Annotated in this window: 15 protein-coding genes; 12 read left to right on the top strand and 3 right to left on the bottom strand. The window is 64.8% G+C overall.

The window, feature by feature from the left end; translation table 11 throughout:
* Positions 1-57: 57 nt before the first annotated feature.
* The 4 genes from ACZ46K_RS27440 to ACZ46K_RS27425 all read left to right on the top strand — a co-directional run bounded on the left by ACZ46K_RS27440 (position 58) and on the right by ACZ46K_RS27425 (position 4294).
* A complete protein-coding gene (locus ACZ46K_RS27440) occupies positions 58-915 on the top strand; it encodes a helix-turn-helix transcriptional regulator (protein ID WP_464745857.1) in 858 nt (285 codons plus the stop codon).
* Between the two features lie 143 nt (positions 916-1058).
* Complete coding sequence (locus ACZ46K_RS27435; protein ID WP_054809792.1) at positions 1059-2420, top strand: MFS transporter; 1362 nt, start codon at positions 1059-1061, stop codon at positions 2418-2420.
* A 45-nt stretch (positions 2421-2465) separates the two neighbouring features.
* A complete protein-coding gene (locus tag ACZ46K_RS27430; RefSeq protein ID WP_464745855.1) occupies positions 2466-3290 on the top strand; it encodes an amidohydrolase family protein in 825 nt (274 codons plus the stop codon).
* A gap of 23 nt (positions 3291-3313) precedes the next feature.
* Positions 3314-4294, top strand: coding sequence for an NAD(P)H-dependent flavin oxidoreductase (locus ACZ46K_RS27425; RefSeq protein WP_464745853.1), 981 nt, complete (start codon positions 3314-3316; stop codon positions 4292-4294).
* A 673-nt stretch (positions 4295-4967) separates the two neighbouring features.
* Here the strand turns inward: ACZ46K_RS27425 and ACZ46K_RS27420 are convergent.
* On the bottom strand, positions 4968-5381 hold the full coding sequence (locus tag ACZ46K_RS27420) for a VOC family protein (protein ID WP_054806160.1): 414 nt from the start codon (positions 5379-5381) through the stop codon (positions 4968-4970).
* 286 nt (positions 5382-5667) lie between these two features.
* On the opposite strand from ACZ46K_RS27420, the gene ACZ46K_RS27415 reads away from it, so the two are divergent.
* The 5 genes from ACZ46K_RS27415 to ACZ46K_RS27395 are packed head-to-tail and all read left to right on the top strand — an operon-like array spanning position 5668 to position 10889.
* Positions 5668-6759: an ABC transporter substrate-binding protein gene (locus tag ACZ46K_RS27415; RefSeq protein ID WP_054809803.1), complete on the top strand. Its 1092-nt coding sequence runs from the start codon at positions 5668-5670 to the stop codon at positions 6757-6759.
* A complete protein-coding gene (locus ACZ46K_RS27410) occupies positions 6756-7610 on the top strand; it encodes an ABC transporter ATP-binding protein (RefSeq protein WP_054806161.1) in 855 nt (284 codons plus the stop codon). Before ACZ46K_RS27415 ends, ACZ46K_RS27410 begins: the two co-directional genes overlap by 4 nt.
* Entirely contained in the window at positions 7597-8469 is an 873-nt protein-coding gene (locus tag ACZ46K_RS27405; RefSeq protein WP_464745851.1) for an ABC transporter permease, read from the top strand. Before ACZ46K_RS27410 ends, ACZ46K_RS27405 begins: the two co-directional genes overlap by 14 nt.
* 46 nt (positions 8470-8515) lie before the next feature.
* On the top strand, positions 8516-9862 hold the full coding sequence (locus tag ACZ46K_RS27400; protein WP_464745849.1) for an LLM class flavin-dependent oxidoreductase: 1347 nt from the start codon (positions 8516-8518) through the stop codon (positions 9860-9862).
* Between the two features lie 40 nt (positions 9863-9902).
* The gene (locus ACZ46K_RS27395) at positions 9903-10889 is read left to right on the top strand and encodes an LLM class F420-dependent oxidoreductase (protein ID WP_054806162.1); all 987 of its coding nucleotides are present in this window, start codon (positions 9903-9905) and stop codon (positions 10887-10889) included.
* Positions 10890-10910: 21 nt separating this feature from the next.
* Here the strand turns inward: ACZ46K_RS27395 and ACZ46K_RS27390 are convergent, their stop codons facing one another.
* Together ACZ46K_RS27390 and ACZ46K_RS27385 are read right to left on the bottom strand one after the other, a co-directional pair.
* Complete coding sequence (locus ACZ46K_RS27390; protein ID WP_464745846.1) at positions 10911-11474, bottom strand: GNAT family N-acetyltransferase; 564 nt, start codon at positions 11472-11474, stop codon at positions 10911-10913.
* Positions 11475-11491: 17 nt separating this feature from the next.
* Positions 11492-12160 carry a DUF3239 domain-containing protein gene (locus tag ACZ46K_RS27385; RefSeq protein ID WP_464745844.1) on the bottom strand — a complete coding sequence of 223 codons (669 nt, stop codon included), beginning with the start codon at positions 12158-12160 and terminating at the stop codon, positions 11492-11494.
* Between the two features lie 231 nt (positions 12161-12391).
* Between ACZ46K_RS27385 and ACZ46K_RS27380 the strand changes: the two genes are divergently transcribed.
* The 3 genes from ACZ46K_RS27380 to ACZ46K_RS27370 are packed head-to-tail and all read left to right on the top strand — an operon-like array spanning position 12392 to position 16168.
* Complete coding sequence (locus ACZ46K_RS27380) at positions 12392-13783, top strand: CitMHS family transporter (protein WP_464749491.1); 1392 nt, start codon at positions 12392-12394, stop codon at positions 13781-13783.
* A gap of 49 nt (positions 13784-13832) precedes the next feature.
* Positions 13833-15503, top strand: coding sequence for an ATP-binding protein (locus ACZ46K_RS27375; protein ID WP_054806163.1), 1671 nt, complete (start codon positions 13833-13835; stop codon positions 15501-15503).
* Positions 15485-16168: a response regulator transcription factor gene (locus tag ACZ46K_RS27370; protein WP_054806164.1), complete on the top strand. Its 684-nt coding sequence runs from the start codon at positions 15485-15487 to the stop codon at positions 16166-16168. Before ACZ46K_RS27375 ends, ACZ46K_RS27370 begins: the two co-directional genes overlap by 19 nt.

Genomic DNA, 16168 nt, shown 5'->3' with positions numbered 1-16168 from the left:
CCGCCCTGTGACGACACTCACTAGCCTCGGGGTAGAGATGTCCAGTGGAGGCCGACAATGACCTTGTCATTCGAATCAGAATCGCCGATCGAACGGCGTGTCCTCGCCCGCTCGCTCGAGACGCTCCGCAAGCACGCACGCATGGACATGGTGTTCGGTGGGCCGGTGCATCATGGGGCGGCGGCGATGGAGATCACCGATCTCACGGGGGTTCGCACGCGATCGGCGGTCAACCTGGTGGTGCGCAGCGGTGAGGGACTCGGCGGTAAAGCGCTGATGCTCGGTCGACCGGTGTCGGTGGCCCGCTACTTCTCGTCCGAGGGCATCACCCACGTCTACGACCATGCCGTACGACCGGAAGCGATCGAGACGCTGGCCGCGCTCCCGATCGTGGTCGATCGCGTACCCCGCATCCTGGTGTATCTGGCGACACGCACCCAGGTCGCCCTGGGTGATCGCTGGTACGACAGCTTCACCCCACTCGTCCGGCGGCTCGAACGCGACATCGCGGTCGAAGACGAAGTCCGCCGCCGGATCGCGCTCATGAACGCGCACACCGAACCCGAGCAGGTGGGGCTCAGCCGCGCTGACCTGCACGACATCGCGCTGGAACTGGCCGATCTCGCCGGTCAGATCGAGGACGAGACGTTGCGCGCGAAGATCGAGGCTGTCGGAACGCGGGTCGCTCCGGCCCAGCTGACACGGGCAGGCGTCCCAGCTCCGGAGCTGCGGCCCCGCGAGATCGACGTACTGCGTGAGGTGGCGCGAGGGCTGAGCAACCGCGAAGTCGCCGACACGCTCGGACTGTTACCCAACACGGTCAAGTCGTACCTCAAGAGCGCTATGCGCACGCTGCACGCGAGCAACCGCGTCCAGGCGATCCTCGCCGCGCGCGAACACGGCCTCATTCGCTGACGTCTGCGCGCCTACCTCCGAAAGTAGTCACCGGTGAACGGGACCCACTTCGGAGGGTCCCGCAGCGGCTGTAACGACGCTCACACTGCTCGTCGTACCCATCCCCTCTCGATCGTGAGAGGCCCCTCGAGCAGGAGATCACGATGTCCCGAACCGTCGATCCGGTGAGCAGTCCGTCACCCACCACACCGATGCGCCGCGTAGCCATAGCGAGCTGCACCGGCACCACAATCGAGTTCTACGACTTCTTCATCTACGGCACGGCGGCGGCACTGGTCTTCCCGGAGGTGTTCTTCCCCGCCCTCGGTGCGGTTGCAGGCACTGTCGCGTCCTTCGCGACCTTCGCCGTCGCGTTCGTCGCTCGTCCACTCGGTGCCGCGCTGTTCGGTCACTTCGGTGACCGGATCGGTCGCAAGAAGACGCTGATCACGACTCTGCTGCTCATGGGTATCGCCACCGTGCTCATCGGTCTGCTCCCGACCGCAGCTCAGATCGGTGTGTTCGCCCCCATAGCCCTGGTCGTGCTCCGGATCGCGCAGGGTCTGGCAGTAGGCGGTGAATGGGCAGGTGCGACGCTGCTCGCCACCGAATACGCACCCACCGGCAAAAGGGGGTTGTATGCCCTGTTCCCCCAGTTGGGGCCGTCGTTGGCGTTCGCGTTGTCGAGCGGCACCTTCCTGGTGGTCAACTTGTTCATCGGTGAAACCTCGGACGCGTTCCTCGACTACGGCTGGCGCATACCCTTCCTCGCCAGCGCCCTTCTCGTGGCGATCGGCCTCTACGTGCGGCTCGAGGTCGAAGAGACCCCGATGTTCACCCGTCAGACCCCGCATGCCCGCTCCGGTGCCGGACCGCTCATCGGGGTGTTCAAGAACCAGCCTCGTGAACTCCTGCTCGCCTCCGGCGCTCTGGCGATGATGTTCGCGTTTTTCTACATCGGCACCGCCTATCTGACCGCATACGGCACCGCGGCCGTCGGCCTGAACCGCTCGACGGTGCTGTCCCTGGGTTTGCTGGCAGCACTGGTCTTCGCGGTGTCGACAGCCTTTGCCGCCGCCTACTCCGACCGCATCGGCCGACGCAAGATGGTCCTGGGCTCCTGCGTTCTGGCCATCCCCGGCGGACTGGTGCTCTTTCCGCTGGTCGATCTCGGCTCACCGCTCGCGTTCTTCGCCGGCTTGACTCTGGCCCTGGTGATCATGGGCATCTCCTATGGTCCGGCGGGCGCCCTGCTGCCCGAGATGTTCCGGACCGAATACCGCTACACCGGCGCCGGTATGGCCTACGCGATCGCCGGTGTGATCGGCGGTGGCACCGCCCCGACCTTGGCGGCCGAACTCGCCGGACGGTACGGCGGCGGCGCCGTCGGCTGGATGCTCGCCGCCTTCGGTGTCCTGAGCTTGCTGTGCGCCCTCGCGCTACCGGAAACCCGCCATCGCGATATGGAACGGTCCGAGCGCGACTCCTCCGACGAGGTGCCCCGCCCGGTGTCGGAAACCGCCTGATCCACCTACCTCGCCTGTCGTCACAACCGACTCCGAAAGGACGAAATGTCAACCGGAACAATCGATGCCTGGATGCAGCACCCCACCCAGCGGTGGCTCGACATGCCGTTTCTCGACTCATTGCGGCGCTGGTCGAAAAGCGCCATCCCTGAGATCGAGCCCCCAGTGTCGTGGACCCTCGACCGCATGGACGAAGCCGGTGTCACGATGGGCATGCTCGCGGCGTGGCACAGCCCGGCAGGACCGTTGATCAGCAACGATGAGGTCGGCGACCTCACCAAGGCGCATCCGGACCGATTCGCCATGGTCGCCTCGGTCGATCTGCGCCGACCGATGGATGCGGTCCGGGAACTCCGGCGATGCGTCGAGGAATTCGGTGCCGTCGCATTGCGGGTCCTGCCGTGGCTGTGGGATCTGCCGCCGGATGATCGTCGCTACTACCCGCTCTATGCGGCGTGCTGCGATCTCGATATTGCCTTCTGCACCCAGATCGGGCATACGGGGCCCCTGTGTCCTTCGGAGCCGGGTCGCCCCATCCCGTACCTCGACCACGTTGCTCTCGAGTTTCCAGAGCTTCGAATCATTGCCGGGCACATCGGCGTTCCATGGACGGGTGAAGCTATCTCCCTGGCCACGAAATACCCGAACGTCTACATCGATACCTCGGCCTACAAGACCTCACGCTATCCGACGGAGATCGTCGAATACCTCCGCGGCCACGGCCGACACAAAGTGCTCTTCGGATCCAATCACCCAGCGTGGCCGGCACCCGACTGCCTAGCGGGGTTGGACCGTCTCGAACTCGACGAACCCATCAGATCAGCGTTCTTGCGTGAGAACGCCATTCGTGCCTTCACGCTCCCGTCCTGACAGAAAACCAGATCGAGGAACAGATGTTCACCAACCACTTCACCCGGACCTTCGGGATCGAACACCCTATTGTGTGCGGCGGCATGACCGCCGTCGGCACTGCAGACCTGATCAGCGCTGTCGCCAACGCCGGCGCCCTGGGGTTTATCACTGCGCTGACGCAGCCCACCCCCGAAGCGTTGGTCAAGGAGATTGCTCGGTGCCGTGATCTGACCGACAAGCCTTTCGGCGTCAACCTGACCATCCTGCCCACCCTCAACCCCGTGCCATACGACGATTACCGCGACGCGATCATCGACTGTGGTATCACCATCGTCGAAACAGCGGGTGGTAATCCACAACCACATTTGCCCTCGTTCGAGGCAGCCGGCGTGAAGGTCATCCACAAAGCGGTCTCTGTCCGTCACGCCCTCAAAGCAGAACAAGTCGGAGTCGACGCCGTCAGTATCGACGGATTCGAATGCGCCGGGCACCCTGGCGACGATGACGTTCCGGGGCTGGTCCTCATCGCGGCTGCGGCCAAGGCACTGTCGATTCCCGTCATCGCCAGCGGCGGTATCGCCACCGGATCAGGGCTGGTCGCCGCCTTGGCGTTGGGGGCATCCGCGGTCAACATGGGCACCCGCTTCATGGCGACCACTGAGGCTCCGATTCACGCCAACGTCAAACAGCGGATCGTCGACAACAGCGAGCGCGACACCGTCCTCGTCTTCCGTGAGTTCCGCAACACCGCCCGCGTGGCACGAAACTCGATATCCGAGGAGATTGCGGAGATCTCACGCCGCCCAGGCGCGACCTTCGACGACGTCGCACATCTGGCCAGCGGGGTCCGCGGCCGTGAACGGGTCTACGGCAACGGCGACGTCGAGGGTGGATTGTGGTGGGCCGGCCAGGCCCAAGGTCTGATCGACAACATCGCCGACTGCCAGGATGTCGTCGACACGATCATTGCCGAGGCACGTCGCATCATCACTGACACACTGCCCGACCAGCTCACTCGCTGAACATCTGGAAGTAGACTGCTCGTCCGTGCGGCGGCCACTGCGCGGACGAGCATTTCTATGAGCGCGCGGCTCGGCGGCGAGAGCACTTTCGTGCCCGCTGCTCTGGGCAAATCGCTGGCCTGGCCAACTCTCCCGGCAACTGGAAGTCGCACTATCGGTCCGGTTCGCGGTGATCGGCCGCGTCCGCTCGATGCGCGCAACGAACTAAAGGTCGGTCCGGCGCCTCCACGCCGGAAAAGCCGAGTAACTCCGTCGGGTAACCCGAGGTCTTGGATCGGAGATCTCCGCAACGGCCGCAAATCAATTCGACGACTTCCATGGGCGGAACTGCACTGACACAGAACGCGTGTTGTGGAGCATGGTCCGTATCATTCGATGTTGCCTGAGACTCCCAGGCCTGTGCACACGCGGCGCAGGCCAGGGGCACTGCGGCGAGCATCCTGCCACAGTGAGCAGGCTGCGTCGACTCATGTTGATTCCGTCGACTTTTGCCATCGATCGCCTTTCCGCGCATCAACTTGCGCGTGGATCGAGAGGACCGAATCAGAGGTGGGTGCATAGCGCATCGGGTTCGATGCACGCTTACGTGTGGGCGGTATCGACGTCCCCTGTGATTCGATGTGCGGATTCTATGAGAGACGTCTTCATCGGCTCATCCACCGAGCGGGAGACATCAACGCGTTGCTGCCGATTCGGTGCGGGAGTTGAATACGAGTTCCCAGAGGTGCCCGTCGGGATCGCTGAAATATCCGGTGTAAGCGCCGTCGAGTGTGGCGGCGGGTCGGGCAACCGATCCACCTGCGGCTGCAGCGCGACCGAGGGTGTAGTCCAGTTCGTCCCTGGCACCGATCGCGCACGAGATGACCACTGCACCGGGGGCCGAAGGGGGTCGTGTGAGTCCCGCGCGTTCGATGTATCGCGCGTACTCGCGGCGCTCGATCAGGAACAACGACAGGTTCGGCAGTTCGAAGGCGACGATGCCGTCCTCGACGCCGGTGGTCGACAATTCCAGTCCGTCTCGGTAGAAGCGGAGTGATCGTTCGGGATCCTCGACGGGGAGACACACGACCACTGCCACAGGTTGCACGGGCGTGATGTTATCGGAGCCGACCCAGCCAGATCGTGGAAACGAGAAAACCGCAGTTCGATTGTGCATGCGCCCTTCTGCTCACCGTGCGTCGAACCATTGTCGGATGGGCCTCCGGTCGCGATGCTTGCCTGGTTGTCATCGAGCTGAGCTGTCATCGAACAGGAAGGGAATTCGTCGTGCGTAGCTGTCCGTGTTGTCGCTGAAACGTTGTCGCCGAAATCGCAACCGCATTCTCGAAACCGGCGCCCGCACATGCGGGCCGACACAAGGACACTTCGACACGATGTCTCACTCCACGCTGCGCCGACGCCTCACGACCGCCGTTGCCGCAGCCGCAGCACTTCTCACACTCACCTCCGTCACTGCCGCGTGCTCCTCGGGCTCGGATTCGACCGTGACCGCCGACGGCAAGACCGTCCTGCGGTACGAAGGCTCGCAGGCACAGGTCGGCTTCCCCGAGCTGGCCGAATCGCTCGGCTACTACGAAGACGTCGAGCTCGAATGGATCGGCGACAACGGCAACGGACCTCAGTCGCTGCAGAACACGGCGACCAACCAGATCGAGTTCGGGGCGGCGTTCAACGGTGCCGTCATCAAAGCGCAGACCGGAGGTGCCCCACTGACCGGAGTGCTGGCCTCCTACGGCTCGGACAAGGCGAGCTTCACCGGGTACTACGTGCTCGAAGACAGCCCGATCCGTACCGCGCGCGACCTGATCGGCAAGAAGGTCGGCATGAACACTCTCGGCGCACACCATGAGTTCCTGACGCGCGAATGGCTCGCACAGGAGGGGCTGACACCCGAGGAGATCGCACAGGTCCAGCTCACCGTGGTGCCCCCCGTCAACACCGAGCAGGCTTTGCGCGAAGGCCAGATCGACGTCGGGACGCTCGGGAGCATCTTCCGCGAGACCGCCCTCGAGCGCGGCGGAATCCGGCCGCTGTTCACCGACGAGTCGCTCTTCGGGTCCTTCAGTTACGGCACCTACGTGTTCCGCGACGACTTCATTGCGAAGAACCACGACGCCGTCGAGGACTTCGTGCAAGGCACCGCCCGCGCGATCCGCTGGACACAGACCACTCCTCGCGACGAAGTGGTCGCCAAGTTCGAAGAAATCATCAACGCCCGCGGTCGGAACGAGAACACCGAACTCGTGGGGTATTGGAAGAGCCCCGGAATCGCAGGCCCCGGTGGTGTGGTCACCGAGCAGGAAATCCAGACCTGGCTGGACTGGCTCACCCGCAACGGTGAGCTCGAGGAGGGCACGTTCACGACCTCCGACGTCTACACCAACGAATTCAATCCCTACGCCAACGGCACCTACGACCCGAACAGCGGCCCGAACGGTGAACCCGTCGAGGAGGCAGTGCAGTGACGACCCCGCAGACGACCCCGAAGCTCCGACTGGAGCACGTGACAAAACAGTTCGACATCCGCGGCACCAACGACCGATTCACCGCGATCGACGACATCAGCATCGATCTCGCCGAGGGCGAATTCCTCGTCCTCGTCGGCCCCAGCGGTTGCGGCAAGTCGACGTTGCTCGACCTTCTCGGCGGGCTCAGCGAACCGACGTCGGGGCGGATCCTTCTGGACGGACGCGAGATCTCGGGTCCGGGATTGGACCGGGGCATCGTCTTCCAGCAGTACGCGCTGCTGCCGTGGCGCACCGCCCGCTCGAACATCGAATTCGGTCTCGAAGCCAAGGGCCTCCCGAAGAAGACGCGACGTGAACTCGCCGAGCACTACCTCGAACTCGTCGGCCTGCACGGCTTCGGCGACCGCTATCCGCACGAACTCTCCGGCGGCATGAAGCAGCGTGTCGCCATCGCGCGCAGCCTCGCTTTCGACCCCGAAGTGCTGCTCATGGACGAACCGTTCGCCGCGCTCGACGCGCAGACCCGCGAATCCTTGCAGGACGAGCTCCTGAGGATCTGGCGGGAAACCGGAAAGACGATCCTGTTCATCACCCACGGGATAGACGAAGCCGTCTATCTCGGGCAGCGCGTCGCGGTGCTGACGTCGCGACCCGGACGGATCAAGACGATCGTCGACATCGAGATCGACCGCACTGTCGACGACGTCAGGTCCGGCGACGCATTCCGTCGTCACCGCCATGACATCTGGAGTGAACTGCACTCCGAGGTGGAGCGCGGGCAGGCAATAGACGCGGCGGCAGTAGTACCGACCATCACAACGGAGAAGGTGAAGCATGTCCAGCACTAGTGCCACACTGACCAGGCCGGTCGAATCACCCGCGCCCGCCGTTGAGCTGAAGGTGGACACGCCGAACGTCGCCTCCACCCCGAACGCGCTCGGTCACGTCCGTGCAGTGTCCTGGAGAATTTTCAAGCCGGCCGTCGCCATCGTTGCATTCTTTGCGCTGTGGGAGATCGCGCCCCGCGTGGGTTTGGTGGACGAGGTTTTCCTTCCTCCGCTCACCACCGTGCTGGAGGCGTTCCGGGAGTTGGTCGTCAACGGTCAGCTCGCAGAGCATCTGGGGGCGAGCTTGTCTCGGGCGGTCACCGGATTCGTGATCGCGCTCGTGGTGGCGGTTCCGCTGGGTGTCGCGATCGGCTGGTACAAGCCGGTCGCGGAGTCGCTCAATCCGATTCTCGAGATCTTCCGCAACACAGCAGCACTCGCGTTGTTGCCGGTGTTCATCCTGATCCTCGGGATCGGTGAGACCTCGAAGATCGCATTGGTGATCTATGCCAGCACTTTTCCGATCCTGCTCAACACGATCTCCGGTGTCCGTACGGTGGATCCGCTGCTGGTCAAATCCGCACGGTCGCTCGGTCTTCCTTCGTACCGGCTGTTCCAGAAGGTGATCCTTCCGGCGGCGGTGCCGACAATCTTCACGGGTATCCGCATGGCGGCGGCCTCGTCGATCCTCGTGCTCATCGCCGCTGAGATGGTCGGTGCCAAGGCCGGTCTGGGATACTTGATCACTGCGTCGCAGCTCAACTTCCAGATTCCGAACATGTATGCCGGGATCATTGCGATCTCCATCGTCGGTCTCGTCTTCAACGGCATCCTGGTCACAATCGAGCGCCGACTCTCGCGCTGGCGTGTCTCGCAGTAGTGATCGTGCCATCGTCCGTTCCGTTCTCGTCATCGGTTAGGTAGTCATGACCCAGTCTCCGAAGCAACTCAACCTCAACGCATTCCTGATGGGAGTCGGACACCACGAAGCGGCGTGGCGGCACCCGCGCACCGAGGCCCACCGGGTCCTCGATGTGACGCACTTCCAGGAACTCGCGCAGATCGCCGAACGCGGCAAGCTCGACTCGGTGTTCTTCGCCGACGGTCTCGCGATCGGGCCCCGTGTCGAACACAACATCCAGGCGATCTTCGAGCCCATCACCCTGCTGACCGCGATGGCTGTGGTGACCGAGCACGTCGGGCTCATCGCAACTGCCTCCACCGGATACAACGAGCCGTACAACCTGGCTCGGAAATTCGCGTCGCTCGATCACATCAGTGGCGGTCGTGCCGGCTGGAACATCGTCACTTCGGGTGGAGAGGACGAAGCCCGCAACTTCGGCTACGACGAGACCCCCGACCATGCCGGACGATACGACCGCGCATCGGAGTTCGTCGACGTCGCGGTGTCGCTGTGGGACAGCTGGGAGGATGATGCGATCGAACTCGATTCCGCGACCGGACGTTTCGCCGATCCGTCGAAGGTCCACACGGTCGATCACGAGGGTGAACGATTCCGGGTCCGGGGTCCGCTCAACTCGCCGCGTTCGGCGCAGGGTCGTCCGGTGCTGGTGCAGGCGGGGTCGTCGGAGAGCGGGAAGAACTTCGCCGCCGCGTACGCGGAGGCGGTGTTCACCGCGCAGCGCACCCTGGCGGAGGGACAGGCGTTCTACCGCGATCTGAAGGCCCGCGTGATCAAGGCGGGCCGCGACCCGCAGTCGCTGAAGATCCTTCCTGGCATCGTCCCGTTCATCGGCGAGACGGAAGACGAGGCGAAGGCACTCGAGCAGGAATTCACCGACCTCATCTCGCCCGCGTACTCCCTGCGCCAACTCTCCCGGATGGTCGGCGTCGACCTCACGGAACACTCGCTCGACGCTCCGCTGCCGCCGCTGCCTCCGATCGACGAGATCCAGGGCAACAAGAGCCGCTACCAGCTGGTCAAGGATCTCGCGGAGAACGAGGGGCTCACCGTGCGGCAGCTGATCGCCAAGCTCGGTGGTGGCCGCGGACACCGCACCTTCGCGGGGACACCCGAGCAGATCGCCGACGAGATCCAGCTCTGGTTCGAGAACGATGCGGCAGACGGGTTCAATGTGATGCCCCCGTACCTGCCCGGCGGACTCGAGGATTTCACCGCGCTGGTCGTGCCGATCCTGCAGGAACGAGGCCTGTTCCGCACCGACTACACCGCGACGACACTGCGCGGACACTACGGGCTCGATCGCCCGGAAAGTCGGTACGCTGATCGTCGGCACGCAGTAACTGCCTGACCGGGCTGCGCCGCACCGATCATCGTCGGAGAGGATTTTCATGCGCTTCGGATACTTCGTTCCACAGGGCTGGCGACTCGACCTCGTCGGTATCGATCCCGCCGACCAATGGCAGGTCATGCGCGACCTCGCGCAGCGAGCCGACAATGGTCCGTGGGAGTCGATCTGGGTGTACGACCACTTCCACACCGTGCCGGCACCGTCGGAGGAGGCGACCCATGAGGCGTGGTCGCTCGTATCGGCGTTCGCGGCGGTGACAGAACGCGTACGCATCGGACAGATGTGCACGGCCATGGCCTACCGCAACCCGGCGTACCTCGCGAAGGTCGCGGCCACTGCCGACATCATCTCCGGTGGTCGTATCGAGATGGGTATCGGAGGCGGTTGGTACGAGCACGAGTGGCGCGCCTACGGCTACGGGTTCCCGTCCGCGGGGGAGCGGCTCGGGCGTCTCGACGAAGGCATACAGATCTTCAAGCAGGCGTGGACCGACGGCATCGCGACCCTCGACGGCAAGTACTACCAGGTCGATGGAGCAATCTGTCGCCCACTTCCGTTGCAGAAGAGTGGTATCCCGCTATGGATCGCAGGAGGCGGCGAGAAGGTGACGTTGAAGATCGCCGCGAAGTACGCGCAGTACACCAACTTCGACGGCACACCCGACGGGTTCGCACACAAGTCGGAGATCCTGCGTAAACACTGCGTGGACGTGGGCACCGACTTCGGCGCGATCGTGCGTTCGGCGAACTACAACGTCGCGATCGGCCGGACGGAGAGGGAAGTCCAGGACCGGCTCGAACGACTTCGGAGCCGCCTCGAACCGATCGTCGGCGCGGAGAAAGCCGACGGCGCGCTCAACGCATTCCGGGGAATGCCCGCGGTGGGCACCCCCGAGCAGATCGTCGAGAACCTCACGGCCCTGAAGAAGCAGGGGCTCGAGTACGCGATCTTCTACGTGCCCGAAGCTGCGTACGACACATCGGGTCTCGAACTGCTCGAGAAGGAAGTACTTCCGCATCTCGCGTGATACTGCTTCGTGGCGATCGGTTCAGATCGGCCAGGCTCCGGTAGGCGTGCGAGGGTCGTCGGGCAACAGTCCGGCGACCCACACGTCGCGAGGGGTGCCCCGCTGAATCAGCCCGTGTCGCGCGACACCCTCGAACCGGAATCCGGAACGTCGAGCAACCGACGCCGACGGCCTATTGCCGACGAATGCGCGCCACTCGATCCGCCACGCGCCCATGCCCTCCGGGCTGAACGCGAAGTCGCACGCGAGCCGCACTGCGGCGGCCGCCAGCCCCCGCTGTCGTGCGTCAGGTGCCACCCAATATCCGATCTCGGGTCCGGCATCGCCACGGTCGACGAAACCGACCATGCCGCACAGGCGTCCGCCATCAGTCGTTCGGATCGCCCAATCCGGATATCCGCGCGCCCATTTCGCAGGGACGATGTCGCCGACGAATCGGACGGCATCGGACCGCGCGTACGGAGCGGGCATGGTCGTCCACTCAGTGATCGCGGGATCCTGACAGGCCTCGGTGATGGTGTCGACGTCTTCCGGGACAGGCGTCGACAGCGTCACGCCACCGTCGGTGAGGACTCGGGTTTCCATGTCGGCTCCCACTACCGTCAGCGCAGTTCCGGCGGTAGATCCTTGCTCTCGAGCTCCATGCGACGCTCGTTCGTGGCGTTGACGTCGTCGGCGAGCTTCAGCTTGTTCGCGAGCAGGCGCCATTCGGCATGGTCGATCGCGCCCGCCGCGTCCGCGAGAACATTCGTGTCGCGGGTACCCCATGCGATGGGCATCGGGCTCGCCATCTGCCACACATCCGTCTTGTTGTTCGTCGTGCGGTCGGACAGCACCGCGACGGACGGCACCTGCTCGCCGACGCGTGCGCGGTGTCCGGGGATCGCCTGGACGTCGCGGGTGACCAGCGCGTAGTGGTGGGCGCCGGCCTCCGGTTTCGCGATGTCGATGAGGGCGAGCAGAGTCATTCCGCGGGCGCGCGTGGTCGCGACGACCGCCGGGACCAGCGGGCTGTCGTGGTAGAGCTCCTCGATGGTGCCGATCTTGCGCGGCGCCCAGAGTGCCACCCACAGCGACGTGAGTGCTGCGACGACCAGCACCGCACCCACCACGTATGACCATGGCCTGGCGAGCAGGAACAGCCACACGGCTCCCGCGGCGCACAGTACCGCGACGATCACACCGGAGCGCTGCAGGCTGCGGACTTCGGAGAGCGTCTGGTTCACGCTCTTGGCATGGGGCAGGTCGACGGGGAACTCGAATCGGCGCACCCACCCAGCTTATGGGACGCGGGTAGACCCCGACTCGAGCACAATGCGCACAACGGGACTATCGCACTCAAACGTGACTGCCTTGCGTGACGCACCCCACACTTACTCCAGTTGATGTCACAACCGGATGGTTGCTCGGGTTCCCGAGACCCGCACCCCGCCCCGATCGCGCAGGCGCTCACGGGCGGCGTGTGCCCACCGCATCCGGATCGCAAGAAAGTGGTGCTGTCGATGCTGGTAGGCCTCGGCTTCCTCATGGTCGCCGTCTTCATGTATCTCGTTCTGTCGAAACGAGCGACTCCCGTCGTCGGTCTGATCCTTGTTCCCGTCGCGTTCGGCCTGATCGCCGGGGCCGGAACCGATATCGGCGACATGATCGTGGGAGGAGTCGAATCCCTCGCCCCGACCGCGGCCCTGTTGTTCTTCGCGATCATCTTCTTCGGCATCATGATCGACGTCGGACTGTTCGATCCGCTCGTGCGGCTCATCCTCAGTCTGGTGCGGGATGATCCAGCGCGGCTCGTCGTGGGCACCGCCGTACTCGCGATGGTGGTGTCGCTCGATGGCGATGGCTCCACGACGTTCATCATCACCGTGTCCGCAATGCTTCCCCTGTACATGAAACTGAAGGTGAGCCCCGTCGTACTCACTGTGGTTGCGGGTCTGGCGAATGCCACGATGAACATCATTCCGTGGGGAGGACCGACCGTGCGTGCCGCGAGTGCGCTGGGACTGTCGCCGTCGGATGTGTTCGTGCCCATGATCCCGTCGCTCGTGGTGGGTCTGATCGTCGTGCTGGGCTTCGCGTTCCACCTCGGACTCATGGAGCGGCGTCGGATCGGCACACTCGTCCTCACCTCCGACCGGATCCCGACGCGAGTCGGATCGGGAGGTTCCGGTGGTTCCGGTGGTTCCGGTGGTTCCGGTGGTTCCGGTGGCAGTGACGATGCCACCGGAGGCGCAGACGGATTCGTGGACGGTCTCGACCCGAAGCGACCTATCCTTCGCCCGCGGCTGCTGCCGTTCAACGCGGCCCTCACCGTGGCCCTGCTCGTAGTGCTCGGCCTGGACATCCTGCCCATTCCTGTGCTGTTCATGATCGCCGCGGGCATCGCGTTGGCCGTGAACTTCCCCCGGATCGCCGATCAGTCCGCAGCGATCGTGCGGCATTCGTCGAGCATCGTGTCGGTGGTCGCCATGGTGTTCGCCGCGGCCGTCCTTACCGGCGTGTTCCAGGGCACCGGCATGGTCGAGGAGATGGCGTTGTGGCTGACCGGCGTGATCCCGGATTCGCTCGGCCCGTTCCTCGCCGTCATCACCGGTGTACTGAGCATTCCGATGACCTTCTTCATGACCAACGACGCGTTCTACTTCGGTGTGCTGCCGGTTCTCGCTGAAACCGCGGCCCAGTACGGGATCGAGCCCGTCGAGATGGCACGTGCGTCGATCACCGGCCAGCCCGTGCACATGCAGAGCCCGCTGGTCCCGGCGATCCTGCTCCTCGTCACCCTCGCAGGAGTGCAGCTCGCCGACCACCACAAGAAGGTGCTGTGGCGCGCGGTGCTGGTGTCGCTCGCGATGCTGGTGACCGGAGTGCTCATCGGGCAGATTCCGTTCGGCTGAGCCGCGCCACGGTCCACACTGGGCATGTGCTGAAGGATCCGAGGACACTGTGAAACTTCGCACGCAGGTGCTGCTGCTCCAATCCGCGGTCGTGGCGGTCACACTCGGCATCGGATTCGCGGTGTTCGCCACGACCACGGAGAACCGGGTCACCGACGAACACGGACAGCGGGCGCTTGCGATCGCGAGGACCGTCGCCGCCGAGGAAGCCGTGCGCAGCGAGGTGGCGAGGCTTGCGGCGGCCGACGACGGGGTCGTCGGCCCCGACAACCCGGAACTCGCCGGAGGGGACCTGCAGAAAGATGCCGAATCCGTACGGGCCGCGACCGGGGCACTGTTCGTGGTGATCACCGACGAGATGGGACTTCGGCTCGCGCATCCGGACCCGGGACTGCTCGGCCTGCGAGTGAGTACGGATCCGGCCGAGGCGCTGGCCGGACGTGAGGTGGTGGTCAGCGAGTCCGGAACTCTCGGGCAGTCCGTCCGGGCGAAGGTGCCGGTGATGGACCCCGCCTCGGACCGTGTCGTCGGGGAGGTGAGCGTGGGGATCTCCACCGACCGTGTCCGATCCGATCTGCGCAGCGATCTCGGCTATGCCGCGCTCGTCGCACTCGGAGCCTTGGCATTCGGGACCGTCGGATCGATTCTGCTCGCCAACAGATGGAAGACGCTCACACTCGGTCTCGAACCCGATCAGCTGGCCGAGCTCGTCCGCGAGCAGGAAGTGGTGCTGCGTGGCATCTCCGACGGAGTGGTGGCCACGGACACGAGTGGCACTGTCACCGTGGTCAACGCCGAAGCGCGCCGGTTGCTGAATCTGCACGGAGGAGCCGGAGATCCCGTCGACGCGATCGGGATCAGTCCGCGCTTGTTGGACATCCTGTACGAGGCGCAGAGCGCGCCGATCGCTGCGACCGCCGGGGACAGGGTCGTAGTCGCCGTGGCGAGGCGGGTGGTGCGTGACCGGAAGGATCTCGGCACCGTGATGTCGGTGCGCGACCGCACCGACATCGAGAACCTCACGCGTGAACTGGGTGCAGTGCAGTCCCTCACCACGGCCCTGCGCGCCCAACGGCACGAGTTCGCCAATCGGCTGCACCTTCTGAACGGGCTCCTTCAGCAGGGTCGTTCCGAGCAGGCCGCCGACTTCATCGACCAGGTCATCGGGTCAGGCCCACTGGGACAGCAACTCGAGGGCGTCGACGCCGTGGCCGACCCCTATCTGCACACGTTCCTCACCGCGAAGGCGGCCCACGCTCGTGAGAGCGGCGTCCGCCTGGTCCTGGGGGAGAACACGTGGGTGCACGGTGCGCTGAACCTCCCCGTCGACGTCACGACCATCCTCGGGAACCTGCTCGACAATGCGATCGAGGCGGCCAAGGAGAGCGGTCGTCGTCCGGCAGAAGTGGAAGTGGAACTCGTCGAGGACGGCCAGGATCTGCACATCACGGTCGCCGACACCGGAAACGGTGTTGCCGAAGAGATTTCCGACGTGTTCGTGGAGGGAGTCACCACCCATACCGACAGCGGAGTGCCGGGCGGACGGGGTATGGGACTGGCCCTGGCTCGGCAGATCGCGCGTGATCACGGCGGAGATGTGCTCCTCGTCGATCGCGGTGGACACCGCACCCCGGACAACCCGACAGGAGGCGCGGTGTTCCTCGCTACCCTCGTCGGAGTTCTCGACGAAGGAGACACGCGGTGGGCGGACCAGATCTGACGGTGCTCGTCGTCGACGACGATTTCAGGGTCGCGGAACTGCACGCACAGGTGGTGTCGAGCGTCATCGGCTTCGCTGTCGCGGACGTGGTGGGTAGCGTCGCTGCCGCGCGGGACGTGGTCCGTGAGACTCCGGTCGATCTGGCACTCGTCGACGTGTATCTACCGGACGGGTCGGGGATCGATCTGATCCGTGAACTGGACTGTGACAGTTTCGTCCTGGGTGCGGCCGGTGAGGGCGGCACGGTGCGGCGCGCCATGGCCGCCGGGACACTGGTTTATCTCGTCAAACCGTTCGCCAACACCGAATTGGCGCGCAGGCTCGCCGCATACGCACAGTACCGACGCATCGTAGAGTCCCCGGAGCTCACCCAGACCGAGATCGACACGGCGCTGGCAGCATTGCGACCCGTGTTGCCGACCTCCGGCGCCACCGCGCCTGCCGCACGGTCGGTCACCAAAGAGCTTGTGATGACCGCACTTCGGGAGTCGGAGCAACCGATGTCGGCGGGTGAGGTCGCGATGGCGACCGGGGTGTCGCGCGCGACTGCGCAGCGCTACCTGGCAGCCCTCGTTGCGAAAGGGCAACTGCGGATGCAGCTGAGATACGGAAACACCGGTCGTCCCGAACAGGAATATCGACTCGTACGGACCAGCGGAACCTGA

Source organism: Rhodococcus sp. JCM 9793 (genome assembly GCF_055380405.1).
This window is presented reverse-complemented; position numbering and strand designations above follow the sequence as displayed.